Here is a 12,674-nt window from a genome sequence, read left to right as displayed (position 1 = left end):
CCGATGTAGGCCGATAGCACCTCCATGCCCCGCCCGGCCAGCACCGCCTCGTAGTTCTGCCCGGCGATCACCAGGATCAACACCGCGAAGGCCACCAGCGGGCCGATCGGGAACAGGGCCGCCTTGTAGGGCAGCTCGCTGACCGAGTGCCCCTGGGCCAGGAAGCCGCGGCGGAACCGGTAGTGGGAGATGGCAATGCCCGCCCAGACTATGAATCCGCACAACCCGGAGACGTTCAGCAGCCAGGCGTAGGCCGCACCCTGGCCAACAATCGCAGTCAGGAAGCCGAACAGGCCCACCGATGCGGTGGCCAGCAGCGCCGGCATCGGCACGCCGCGGCGGTTCAGCTTGCCGAAGACCTTCGGCGCCTTGCCATCCAGCGCCATGGAGTAGAGCATGCGGGTCGAGGCGTACAGCCCCGAGTTGCCGGCCGAGAGGATGGCGGTGAGGATGACGGCGTTCATCAGGGCGGCGGCGAAGGCGATGCCGGCACGCTCAAAGACCATGGTGAACGGGCTGGCCGCCACGTCGGCCTCCCCGGAGGCCAGCAGGCTCGGGTCGGTCAACGGCACCAGGGTGCCGATGATAAAGATGGCGCCAATGTAGAACAGCATGATGCGCCAGAAGACGGTGCGAATGGCGCGGGGCACCTCGCGGCGCGGGTTCTTGGCCTCGCCCGCGGCCACGCCCACCAGCTCGGTGCCCTGGAAGGAGAAGCCGGCGATCATGAACACGGCGATGATGGAAACAAAGCCGCCGTGGAAGACGTCATCGGGGTTGGTCCACTGTCCGAAGCCGGACTGTCCCTGACCGATGACCCCGAAGATCATCAGCACACCGGCGATGAGGAAGGCGATCACCGTGACCACCTTGATCAGCGCCAACCAGAACTCCCCCTCGCCGAAGGCCTTGGCCGACAGTGCGTTCAGGCCGGTCAGCAGGGCCAGGAAGACCGCCGCCCAGATCCAGCCCGGAACCCCGGGCAGCCAGAAGTTCATGACAATTCCGGCCGCCACCAGTTCGGCGGCCACGGTGATGGCCCAGTTGAACCAGTAGTTCCAGCCGATCGCGAACCCGAAGGACGGGGAGACGAAGCGGGTGGCGAAGGTCTGGAAGGAGCCGGCGACCGGGATCTTGGCCGCCATCTCCCCCAGGGACTGCATCAGCAGGTAGACCATCAGGCCCACTGCTGCGTAGGCCACGAGTGCACCACCGGGACCGGCCTGGGAAATGGTGCCGCCGGAGGCGACGAACAATCCGGTGCCGATGGAACCGCCGATGGCGATCATCTGCAGGTGGCGGCTGCCTAGGGAGCGCCGCAGTTTCTTATCTGGCTCCTGGTCTCCACACGGTGCGCCGGGCAGCGTTGCCTGGTCACCGAGCGAAGAAGCCGGCCTCTGTTCCTGGGTTTCCACGCTTGTTTTACTCATCGGTGACATACAACACCATTTCCCTCACCGGGTGCGACCTCCGTCACAGCCTGGGTAGTGGATCGATTAACGTGCTTGGCGCTCACGGTTCGGGGTCGCGGAGGCGAGGCCGGCGACCTGCGGGCAGGCTGGGATTCAGTTCGGGCGGGCAAAAGATAGCCCGCAACTTCGCCTGACGAAAATGGAGCCGTTCGAGCGCCAGCGACAGGAAGGGTTTTCGTGATGCTTTCGTGAGCGGAGACACAGCATTGCTGTGGCTGTTCGAAAGGCATCAAGGACGTCTCGCCAGCGGGTGAGCCCGGCGCGAGGGCTTCATCTCGCCTCCACACTGGGTTTTCCACGACCAGCCAGCCCCGGCAATTGCGCGACAAGCGCGGGAGCGGCAGCCCAAAATATGACGCAAATATGTCATATTCCCCTGCCAACGGTGCCCCTACGGTGGCACGGCCGGCAGGGACTAGTGCGCTCGCTCCGCCGGACGGCTGGGTCAAAGTCATGCTCGTGGTGTTCCTTGGTTCTGTTCGCTCGGCGCATTTGGGCGCCGAACTAGCTTCTGTCGTTCTAAACATCACTTCTGCATCACAGGCTTCGCGGAGGTGACGTATCGACGCTGGATGTCAACGACGTCCTTGCGGCACAACGCGGCGCCGGATTATATTCTTCCCCCGGCGGTCACTCGAATCCGATCCTCTGAGCATCAGCAAATACTGCTGTAACTTCCGGAGCGATAAACTTTTGGTGAAGCACTTCTGTCGCATGGACGTGTTTGACGACGTTGCAGACAATACCGCCAACGCCTGAGACCAAACGCGTGAGGGTGAGTAAGATCCCCTATCTGGTGCGGGGGCCTGAATTTGAGCGTGAAGAAAGTAACACCAAGACGAGCCAGTTCGGGCTGCTGGCGACGGTCTCGCCCGTTGTGCGCGGGCCGAGCCCCCGTCAGTGGTCGTGCCCGAGTGTCAGTCCTAGGGGAAGCCTAGCTGGTGGCATGCTGATGGGCGTCAGCCCCCGTAAAGGGTTCTCCGATACTCTGGATTCATGCCCCAGGCCTCCAATGACTCCGCACTAAATGACCAGTTCGCCGCCCTGCTCTCCCCCGAGGGATGGCAATTATTGGCGAGCATCGACCCCTCGATGCTGGCCAGTAAGGATGCGGCATGGGCACTGAATGAAAAACTGCGCAAAGAAGGACATGACCCTGCGGTTGTGCGCGCCGTCGTCGCCCAGTCGCAGTTGCGCTATCGAGGCAGGGTGAAATTCGGTCCCTTTGCCGACTCACTGATCTTCACGCCAGCAGGCCTGGAACAGGCCACCCGGTTGATGATTGCCGGACTGCATGCCCGCCGCTTCGTGGCAGCCGGGTGCACCCATGTAGCGGATCTGGGCAGCGGCATCGGCGCAGACGCCATCGCCCTGGCCAGCGCGGAGCTGAAAGTCACCGCCGTGGAGCGTGATGAAACCACCGCCGCAGCACTGACACTGAATTTGATGCCGTTCCCGCAGGCGACCGTAATGCACGGTCAGGCCGAGGATGTGGATTTGGAGGCGGTGGACGGGGTCTGGCTGGACCCAGCCCGCCGCACCGAGGCCAACGGGAACACCAAGCGCATCTTCGATCCCGAGTCCTTCTCCCCTCCCCTGTCCTTTGTCGAAGCCTTGGTGGATGCGGGCAAGGATGTGGGAGTGAAGCTGGGACCAGGCGTGCCGCATGAGGCCATTCCAGCCACCGCCGAGGCCGTATGGATCTCCGATCACGGCTCGGTCATAGAAGCCTGTCTGTGGTTCGGTCGTCTGGCCCGTCCCGAGGCGAAACGCGCCGCGCTGGTCATTGACAAGGACGGCGCCCACGAACTGACCTCCCCGCTCCCCGCCGAGCAGGGCGCCACCGCTCCGGTGGGCGAACTTTCCAACTACATCTACGAGCCGGATGGCGCGGTGATCCGTTCGCACCTGATCGCCGAACTGCTCCAGCAGACCGGCGGCACCCTGCTCGATGAGCACATTGCCTACTTCACGCACGAGAAGCCGCTGGAGACTCCCTTCGCCCGCGGATACAAGGTGATCAAGGTGCACGACTACAACGTCAAGAAGCTGCGTAGCTGGGTCAAGGCAAATCAAATTGGTCAGCTGGAGATCAAGAAGCGCGGGGTGGACGTCACCCCCGAAGAGCTGCGGAGGATTCTGCTGTCCGGAGTCCCGAAGAGCGCCAAAAACCACGCGACACTGGTGCTGGCCAGGATTGGCGACAAGCGCCTGGCCATCGAGGTTGAAGCCATCACTGGGCCGTAACCTTCACGCGATTTGCCCTCCCTGCGGCCCGTCACCGGCCGATTGGAGCGCACGTGCGCGAAAATGAGCTAGTTTGAAGTAACCACACTGGCCTGTGGGGCGGCCGTCGGCAAGACATCCGGCACGCGCGCACCACCGCGGATTCAAGGAGTGCCGTGCAGAAGATCGACTTTGCCCAGTCCGAGCAGTCAACCATCGGCGTCGAATGGGAAATCGCCCTGGTGAACCAGCAGACCGCCGATCTGTGCTCGGTGGCCGAAGAGGTACTCGCCGCGGTCAAGGAACGTGACGGGATCGCCCCCAATGAGGAGCACCCGACCATCAAGCCGGAGCTTCTGCTGAACACGGTGGAAGTGGTGACCGGTGTGCATCACACGGTGGCCGAGGCCGCCGAGGAACTGTGCCAGAATGTCCGGTTGCTGACCGAGGTTACCAATCCGCTGGGCGTAGACCTGTATTGCGCCGGCTCCCACCCCTTCGCGGCACCCACCCTTCAGCCGGTGACCGACAAGGACCGCTACGCCAAGCTCATTGACCGCACCCAGTGGTGGGGACGGCAGATGGTGATCTACGGGGTGCATGTCCACGTTGGCGTGGACAGCCGCGACAAGGCGCTGCCGATCACCGACGGGCTGATCAACTACCAGCCGCACTTCCAGGCGTTAACCGCCTCCAGCCCCTACTGGGGCGGGGAGGACACCGGCTACGCTTCACAGCGTTCCCTGCTCTTCCAGCAGCTGCCCGCCGCCGGCATCCCGTACCACTTCAATGACTGGGCTGAATATGAATCCCATGTTGGGGACATGATGCACACTGGAGTCATCGACGACGTCTCAGAAATTCGCTGGGATGTGCGTCCGGTGCCCCGGCTAGGCACCGTGGAGATGCGTATCTGCGACGGGGTAAGCAGTATTGCCGACATCAAGGCGATCACTGCGCTGACCCAATGCCTGGTGCACGACATGTCGCTGAGCCTGGAGGCCGGGTACAAAATCCCGGTCATGCCCCGCTGGTTCCGGACCGAGAACAAGTGGCGTGCCGCCCGCTATGGGCTGGACGCGATCATCATCCTCAACGCGCAAGGTGATGAAATGCTGGTGACTGACCACCTGCGCCAGGAGGTCAAGCGGCTCATGCCGGTGGCCGAGCGGCTGGGCTGCGCTGAGGAACTGGCCAGCGTCTTGGACATCATCGACCGCGGCGGGGAATACCAACTGCAGCGTCAGGTATTTGCGGCGTCAGGTGGGGACTTCAAGGCTGTAGTGAAGGACAACGTAGCGCGGCTAGAAGCCCTGTAGCCACAGAAGTAAAGATCATATCTGCTGAAGTTGCTGCGTACTGGGAATCATCTGCAGTCTTAAAAACCCTGGTTTCTGAAACATCCAACATGACATGCGTACTCAAAGTCAGAGTTGGAACGCAGGGCACGTACCGATCAATATCTGTCAGACTGAGGCATGGCGAGTTTCGGAGAAGTACGCCTTGGTACACAAGGTGCCGCAGTCTTTGAGCTGGCATCCGCCTCAAATGACGAGAGATTTGAGCACCAATTTGAAGACGGCTCTCAGGCTCTAATCCCTTCAGCAGGCAACTACATTGTCGTGCGAAACTGTCCAGGAGAAGACTATAAAGAGACCCATGAAAGCGCGCGCAAGACAGCCAATCAGGCGCTAGATTTACATTTCTCCCAAGGCGGCCGACCACTGCAGATCGCCCACGAGGAGAGACCCTACATAGTTTGCTGGGTAGCTTCTGGACATCGCACACTGAGAATCATTGGGCAAGCCCAAGTCACTACAAGCTTGAAAGCAAATAGCGTAGCCTTCGATCTCAACGGCAACGTCATAGCGCCCACTGCACCGCTATTGCAGGCGTGGCATGAAAGTCTGCGTTACTATCGCGCTTCTGAAGCATCAACGGACCTTTACGATTCGTTTCGCAACCTCTACCTAGCGCTGGAGGCTCTGCTCAGTCAACTCGTTCCAAATGACCAAGGTAAGAAGGAAAGCGAGTGGATAAAAGGTGCACTAAACACCATCCATAAGACTCTAGATTTGACCCCTTTCGCTCCGTCAACTCACCCATCGGCGAGCAACGCGATTTTCAACGAGCTCTACTGTCAGATGCGAACCGCAATATTTCATGCCAAGAGGGGCCGTCCCACATGGATCCCCCAGGATTGGCAATCACGGGAAGCAGTCACTGAGGCGCGGTTCCGTTATGCGCAGCTGTTCCGGGCTTTAGCCGCAGAAGAGCTAAACACCAGGTTTTCAATCGCGGGCCCTACCCCAGCTCTGTTGGCCCTGATGCACAAAGCAGCATTCAAAGGCAACCAGTTTTTTGTGAGCAACGATCCGACTAATCTTGATGATTTAGCAGCGGGTGAACACGGCCTCGCCCTAGCAGGTGGAACCTATATCAAACTTCCTACAAGCATTACTGAGGACAACTCCAGCGACTTGCAAGGCGGCGTAGCAGACATCGAAGAAACAGCAAAGATCCACAAGGCATTAGGCAAGATCCATAAGTTCGGGACACTAGGTGAAGGGGAAAAATTGATGATTGTAGAAGATCTCCGGGCTTCTCTCACCTTGGACGAAATTGACGAACTGCAAATAACCCTCCTCGTTGACGTTCGGAAGTTTGGCGCACCGAAGAAAGACTTCACCTCGTAGGGGTTGCTCGGTCGCTCGGAGTCACTGTATTGCTAGGTCTGCGACAATTCGGGAACGCCCCGTGTCTTCCACAGCATCGATGACCGGCCGCGTGACGCGAAATGAAACGATTGCGGACAATGTCCTCTTCGAGCTGTCTCCCAAAAAGGGTCGTTTATGACACAGTCATCCGCTGGCTTGACCGAAAATCTTAGACAGTTGAAAAATCAACATATTTTTAGGAGCATTTTATCGCAGAACTCAATGCCACAAACTATGCGTCGAAACAGTGACCATTCCACGAGTATTGATACAATCATACCCATGGGACACCTTCTCGGGTACGCCAGAGTCTCCACCGGAGACCAAGACGCACAACTCCAACACGACGCACTCACCGCTGCCGGCTGCTATCGCATCTTCACCGACACCACCTCCGGCGCCCTCGAATCACGCCCCGAACTCGACAAGCTACTAGACCAGATCCGCCCTGGAGACACGCTTGTGGTCTGGCGACTGGACCGACTCGGACGATCCATCCGCCATCTGATCAACCATATGGAAGCACTGCAACAACAAGGAATCGAGTTCAAATCCTTGCAGGAGAATATCGACACCAGTTCTTCCGGTGGCCGGCTCGTGTTCAACATCTTTGCTTCCCTGGCAGAGTTTGAGCGCGACCTCATCCGTGAACGAACCAATGCCGGCTTAGCCGCGGCCCGTGCCCGTGGCCGTACTGGCGGAAGACCATCGTCCCTCTCGCCCGACAAGCTGCGCACCGCTAAAAGGCTCTATGAACAGCGCGATATGACTGTGGCACAGATCGGCGAAGTGCTTGGCGTAAGTCGTAGCACCGTCTACCGGGCGCTCAATAGGACAGCAACGAACTAATACAGTGCGTTCAACGCGCAGGAGGAGATCGGACCCTGTAGATTAGTGCCGTGAAAGGTGGTCCTCCAAGCAGGTGTTTTAAAGTTTCAACACCTCCTTTCTTCGCAGTTCGGACCACTTTATATCTGTAATGGACGGAGTGCCGTCATGAAATCACCGGGCTAGTGACACCCACCAATATTGTGATCGCTGGCCGAGAAAGAGAAATAATGGGTCTGTCTGTCCACGGTCGCAAAATGTTGTGGGGTCGCTCGGGCAATCAGTGCAGCTTCACTGACTGCACATTCGAGCTCGCCCAAGAGTACGACTCATCCTCGAAGGCTGTCGTGATTGGAGAAGAGGCGCATATTGTCGCCCAGAAACCTGACGGCCCTCGCGGAACCTCGCCGCTAACGCGTGATCAGCGTGATGAATATTCCAACCTGATCCTCCTATGCCCGACGCATCACAGCCTTGTGGACGCCGACGAAACCCGCTTTCCTGTTGAGGTGCTTCTCGCAATGAAAGCTGCACACGAAGATAGTATCCGCCCCTCGCAGGATCGTATAGCTCTGCAATCGGATGAACAATGGGCGCGCATAATTGACGGGCTCACGATACGACTGGACCTGGATAACTGGGATGACAACTACACCGGCTTTTTTCAGGGTGGCGAGGTCACGTTAAAGGCCGCATTCGTAGAAGACGCGAGGGCGGCCCTCGTATGGCTAGCAAAGCGACCCTGGCCAAATGGACGGGAAAAGGTCAAGAATATTTGCATTGACATCGGCATCGTACTGAACGAACTCCTCTGCAAACTCAACGAGAATTCGTACGAAGTTGACGCCTACATCAAATACAGGACCTACTACAAGATCCGCGAGTGGAACGAGCCTCTCTACAACCAACTTCTCGCAGAGTACAAATTCGATCGTTCCTTGATGGAAGATCTCGCGTTAGAATTGACCCGCTATGTGAATTGGTTTAGCGACGAGGTTCGACGGCAAATTGATCCAGACTTCCGGTTTGAAGAAGGCTACTGTTCTCTCACCACTGCCTTTGGATTCGGGACAGCCCTCCTAACCCCAAGGTTTACTAGACAAGAAATACAACAAGAGCACCCATTCCGCGGAATGGAAGCGTTCATGGACGACCGCCGCACGAGGTCGACTATGGCTGCTACATACTGATTGACTCTTCACTGGTTAGTTTGTCCTTCTGGGCTGTGCTGTCTCGCTAGTATCGGCGACCAGCCATCGGTTTCAAGTGTGCGTCGAGCAACGTTGAGTGTCTTTACCGCGTCTTTGCCGCTTGCAGCTGAAGGTGAGGCGAGGACGTTTTCGAAGCGACGCTGTAAGTCTCGACACAGATCCAACAAGTTATTGGGTAGAGATATTGGAGCCCAATGTCGGTCGCTATGGGTGGTCGACATTTATTTGAAGCGCCCCCCGGCCACCATACTCTTGTTCGGTATCCTGAGTATTGCTTATATTTCATCTCAACCGAAAACAAGAGGGGGATCTGTGTCTGCGAAAGTTGCGTATCGTTGGTACGACTCGGGAGAACCACACGATAGCTTTGAGTATTTCCACGATAATGAGACGTGGACTTATGGTTATCACGTTTTCAACACGGGTCATATGATTGTTTCTCGGATTGAAAGAGTCAAATCGGAAGATTCTCATTGGCCAAAGGTTGAAACTGTAAAAATATACGGTTCACTGGGATATCTCAATGTTTCCGGTGAAGATTTTGGTGAGAACCCTCTTTCCTGGGCATACAAGGATATGAATAATGTGCCGCTTCAAGAACCGAACTTCGAAACATGGAAGTCAAATGACGCTCAGTAGTCACATCGTTGCTTAGTCTTCTCCTTGAACCGTCCGGTATTAAATCCGGACGGTTCTTTCACACCTTGAAGAGACTATTGGAGAACAACGACAGTAGGTCTTACATTCTATGGATTACAAGACGTCTCATCGCGCACCACTCCCCCGACAACAAATCAGCGGAAACTCAACGGACCGAAATTCTCGCAACTATGTTTCACAACCAGTGGCGTAGAATCTTGTCTACACCATTAGTTGCGAGACATTTTTTGAAGGACCGATGACCAACCTGATCGGCTATGCCCGCGTATCCACCAAAGCCCAAGACGCTGACCGACAAATCCAAGATCTTCTCGCCTCTGGGGTCCGACGGGATGACCTTTACGTCGACCACGGCCAGTCCGGAGCCCTGGCCAAACGGCCAGGCCTAGACAAAGCACTCAACGCGTTGCATCCGGAGGACACCTTGGTGATCACGACTTTGGACCGGCTCGGGCGCTCCACCCAGAGAATGCTCGAACTCGCCGCAAGCCTGCGCGAGCGCAATATCGGACTCCGCGTGCTGAACCTCGGCGGCGGCGATGTAGACACCAAAACGCCCATGGGCGCTATGGTCTTCACCGTCATGGCCGCACTGGCCCAAATGGAGCTGGAAATCAAGCGCGAACGCGTCACCGATTCCGTCACTAAACGCCGCACCACCGGTGGCGACCTCGGGGGCCGACGGCCCACCTTTACCGAATCGCAGATCCGCACCGCAGCAAAACTCATCCAAGCCGGCGAACCATCAACCCAGGTCGCCAAGGACCTGGGCATGTCACGGGCGACGCTGTATCGAAGGATCAAGGAACTGCAGGGGTCATAAATCAACGGTAGGCATCCAGCACTTACCTTAACGCATGGCACGAAGACAGCACTGCGCCCGACTCCGCAACTTGTCGTAGTCACCGATAAGCCAAGTAGCACTGGGAAGTGACAGAATCCTTAAGTGAAACATTGATATTGACCAGCGCCACCGCAGTCAAACAGGTAGTTGAAAAAGGCATATTCTCATGAGCAAGCACGCGTCCTTCATCTGGGGCATCGCAGATCTCCTCCGCGGCAATTTCAAGGCTCACCAGTACGGGGACTTCGTCCTCCCCTTCACCGTGCTACGCCGCCTCGACGCAGTCCTCGCCGAAACGAAACCCCAAGTCTTAGAAGTTGTTGCCGAGGCAGAAGCCAAGGGACTTCCCGTCCGTCCGATACTGCTCAAAACCAAGGCAGGTCACCAACACTCCTTCTACAACACTAGTCGCTATGACCTGGGCGCCCTTATCGGGGACGCGGATAACCTCCGCGAAAACCTCCTCTCCTACATCAACGCGTTCTCCGAGAACGTGCGTGACATCTTCGTGAAATACAAGATCGAAGATCGCATCGAAGAACTCGAAGAAGCCAACCTGCTACTGCTGGTCATTCAACGCTTCGCCGAAGTCAACCTGCATCCTGATACAGTCACCAACGACCAAATGGGCCACATCTTCGAAGAGCTCATCCGCAAATTCGCAGAAGCATCCAACGAAACCGCCGGCGAACATTTCACCCCCCGCGAAGTCATCGAGCTCATGGTTGATCTTCTATTCAACGAAGACGACCAAGCCCTACGCGATGGGGACATCGTCCGGTCGGTCTACGACCCCACCGCAGGCACCGGCGGCATGCTCTCCGTCGCCGAAGACCGCCTCATGGACATGAATCCCCGAGCGCGTCTGACACTCGCTGGCCAAGAGCTGAACCCTCAGTCCTACGCGATCTGCAAGGCCGACATGGTCATCAAGGGACAATCGGTCGACGCCATCGTGCACGACGACACACTCGTCAATGACGGCCACGCGGGCGCGACGTTCAACTACTGCCTTTCCAATCCGCCGTTCCCTTCAAAGTTTTTATGTTGCAACGATTCTTGTTGCAACCTAGACTGTCGGTGCTGTTCGGTAGCATTCTGCCATGACGAACACCGATGCGTTTGTCGGGTGGAGACTTCGGAGCGCCAGGCCACTCAAACCAGAGACAATTTCCAACTGGCTGCCTAAAGACTTTCACAACCTTGCCCAACGAGAAGAGGAAGTCGGACTTCGTCACGACGAGTTCTTCCTCTTAAAGCCAGACGGTTTTCCAGATCCCAGTGTCAGTGCTTATCTGCACGACCGCTCATTCCGGCGCCTTAGCCGTGCAACTCAAGAGTCTTACGTCAAAGACCTACGCACGCATTTCAACTTTTTATCAAGCCAGAATCTAGACTGGCGCGAATGTACTGTCGAAGTATTCGAGGACTACGAATACTGGCGACGACGCGATGACCGCAACCCTGCCCGAATTTCTGGGGCAAAATTCCGTAGAGAACTTGCCGCCTGCCGCCGATTCTATGAATGGCAAGCACGCAGCGGCATAATCTCAGCTTCACCCATCGAAACCTTCACCGATGACAGCGCTGACAATGAACAGTCTGAGAGGCTTGGTAGGACACACGAAATCATTCCAGATGATCCGTCAGGACGAATCTCTTTGAGACGGTTTAGGCGTACTCTGGCTTGGTTCATTTACCGGCAGCCGGGAGGTCGCGTTGCACTTGGTGTCCAATACGGGCATCTGCACAGCTATACGACGGATGGATACGGTTCTAGGGTGTCTGCTGGGTTGCGCGACCTGTTCCCACTTGAAGAGGCTTTAAGCGTTTCAGACGGGCTTGCACGAGCCATGGATGCGGCTGATGGTAAGAGCCATGTGAGTGGTCCCGCAGCGCAGCGGTACAAGCTTGCTGTGGATGAGTACAGAGCGGTTTATGGCGGCAAAGTGATGAACGCTAAGCAAGCTGCTTCGTTGATGCGAAATCCCGCTTTGAGAATCTACGACAACGGGCCACAGATTCTCGCTTGCTGTTACGACCCGGCAAAAGCACTTTGTCACCCTGACCGGAAGGTCAATAAGGGTGTAGGCCAAAGCCCGGATGCAACAGCTTGTGACTCTCGATGCGCCAACATTGCGCGAACCGACGAGCACATCTCGCGAATCCAGCAAATGATAGACGAATCAAAGGTTGAGTCGGAATCAGAGATTGCTCCATTACCGCTGCGAGAACGGTCAAAACAGCGTGTCCAAGCTTTAGAAGCCCTAGTAGATTCGCACAAAGAGAATGGTGTTGAGCTATGAGTGACGAAACACTACGACAAGCAATCCGTGACGCAATGGAACGGCTAGTGAATGGTGAACCGATCCGTTCAGACGGAAAGCTCACCATCAAGTCACTGGCCGAAGAGGCCGGTGTGAAACGCTGGGTACTAACCCATAAACACACCGACCTCCAAGAAGAGTTCAAGGCGCGTATTGAAACGACCGGTCGCGAGCCTGCTGTTGTCGTCGAACTCCGCAAACAGCTCAAAGAACGCGATAAAACAATTGCAGAGCTTCGAGACGAGATTCGCAACCTAACCAACGACCGTCAGCAATTAGAACGTGTTATCAACGTGCTTGCCCTAGAAGAACAACACGGCGCAGTAGACAAGTCCAAGGTGGTCGACATCCGTCGAACTCCTCAATCTAGATAGGAAGCCACCTTGAAC

11 protein-coding genes are annotated in these 12,674 nt (G+C 56.9%); 10 read left to right on the top strand and 1 reads right to left on the bottom strand.

Features of this window, described 5'->3' with window-relative positions; all coding sequences use genetic code 11:
- Nucleotides 1-1,430: amino acid permease (locus RCJ92_RS06860; RefSeq protein WP_446754140.1), on the bottom strand; the 1,430-nt coding region annotated here is incomplete at its 3' end.
- A 1,038-nt stretch (nucleotides 1,431-2,468) separates the two neighbouring features.
- Here RCJ92_RS06860 and RCJ92_RS06855 point away from each other — a divergent pair.
- The 10 genes from RCJ92_RS06855 (at nucleotide 2,469) to RCJ92_RS06810 (ending at nucleotide 12,659) form a co-directional block, all read left to right on the top strand.
- On the top strand, nucleotides 2,469-3,719 hold the full coding sequence (locus tag RCJ92_RS06855; protein ID WP_446754139.1) for a THUMP-like domain-containing protein: 1,251 nt from the start codon (nucleotides 2,469-2,471) through the stop codon (nucleotides 3,717-3,719).
- A 155-nt stretch (nucleotides 3,720-3,874) separates the two neighbouring features.
- Complete coding sequence (locus RCJ92_RS06850; protein WP_446754138.1) at nucleotides 3,875-5,017, top strand: glutamate--cysteine ligase; 1,143 nt, start codon at nucleotides 3,875-3,877, stop codon at nucleotides 5,015-5,017.
- Nucleotides 5,018-5,176: 159 nt separating this feature from the next.
- On the top strand, nucleotides 5,177-6,394 hold the full coding sequence (locus RCJ92_RS06845; protein ID WP_446754137.1) for a hypothetical protein: 1,218 nt from the start codon (nucleotides 5,177-5,179) through the stop codon (nucleotides 6,392-6,394).
- 303 nt (nucleotides 6,395-6,697) lie between these two features.
- The gene (locus tag RCJ92_RS06840) at nucleotides 6,698-7,264 is read left to right on the top strand and encodes a recombinase family protein (RefSeq protein WP_446754136.1); all 567 of its coding nucleotides are present in this window, start codon (nucleotides 6,698-6,700) and stop codon (nucleotides 7,262-7,264) included.
- A 164-nt stretch (nucleotides 7,265-7,428) separates the two neighbouring features.
- Nucleotides 7,429-8,433 (top strand): hypothetical protein, encoded by a 1,005-nt coding sequence (locus tag RCJ92_RS06835; RefSeq protein WP_446754135.1) that lies wholly within the window; start codon nucleotides 7,429-7,431, stop codon nucleotides 8,431-8,433.
- 333 nt (nucleotides 8,434-8,766) lie between these two features.
- Entirely contained in the window at nucleotides 8,767-9,093 is a 327-nt protein-coding gene (locus tag RCJ92_RS06830) for a hypothetical protein (RefSeq protein ID WP_446754134.1), read from the top strand.
- Between the two features lie 259 nt (nucleotides 9,094-9,352).
- Nucleotides 9,353-9,937, top strand: coding sequence for a recombinase family protein (locus RCJ92_RS06825; protein ID WP_446754133.1), 585 nt, complete (start codon nucleotides 9,353-9,355; stop codon nucleotides 9,935-9,937).
- 187 nt (nucleotides 9,938-10,124) lie between these two features.
- Nucleotides 10,125-11,147, top strand: coding sequence for a type I restriction-modification system subunit M (locus RCJ92_RS06820; protein ID WP_446754132.1), 1,023 nt, complete (start codon nucleotides 10,125-10,127; stop codon nucleotides 11,145-11,147).
- Nucleotides 11,062-12,264, top strand: coding sequence for a site-specific integrase (locus tag RCJ92_RS06815; protein ID WP_446754131.1), 1,203 nt, complete (start codon nucleotides 11,062-11,064; stop codon nucleotides 12,262-12,264). Before RCJ92_RS06820 ends, RCJ92_RS06815 begins: the two co-directional genes overlap by 86 nt.
- Nucleotides 12,261-12,659, top strand: coding sequence for a hypothetical protein (locus RCJ92_RS06810; protein ID WP_446754130.1), 399 nt, complete (start codon nucleotides 12,261-12,263; stop codon nucleotides 12,657-12,659). The genes RCJ92_RS06815 and RCJ92_RS06810 overlap by 4 nt, the downstream gene beginning before the upstream one ends.
- The last annotated feature ends 15 nt before the right edge of the window (nucleotides 12,660-12,674 follow it).

It is taken from the genome of Glutamicibacter sp. BSL13, assembly GCF_052928425.1.
The sequence above is the reverse complement of the archived record's forward strand: the minus strand, read 5'-3'. Positions and strand labels throughout refer to the sequence as shown.

Coding starts and splice junctions, on each gene's coding strand:
- RCJ92_RS06855 (WP_446754139.1), top strand. CDS start 2,469: ATGCCCCAGGCCTCCAATGACTCCGCACTAAATGACCAGTTCGCCGCC.
- RCJ92_RS06845 (WP_446754137.1), top strand. CDS start 5,177: ATGGCGAGTTTCGGAGAAGTACGCCTTGGTACACAAGGTGCCGCAGTC.
- RCJ92_RS06840 (WP_446754136.1), top strand. CDS start 6,698: ATGGGACACCTTCTCGGGTACGCCAGAGTCTCCACCGGAGACCAAGAC.
- RCJ92_RS06825 (WP_446754133.1), top strand. CDS start 9,353: ATGACCAACCTGATCGGCTATGCCCGCGTATCCACCAAAGCCCAAGAC.
- RCJ92_RS06820 (WP_446754132.1), top strand. CDS start 10,125: ATGAGCAAGCACGCGTCCTTCATCTGGGGCATCGCAGATCTCCTCCGC.
- RCJ92_RS06815 (WP_446754131.1), top strand. CDS start 11,062: ATGACGAACACCGATGCGTTTGTCGGGTGGAGACTTCGGAGCGCCAGG.
- RCJ92_RS06810 (WP_446754130.1), top strand. CDS start 12,261: ATGAGTGACGAAACACTACGACAAGCAATCCGTGACGCAATGGAACGG.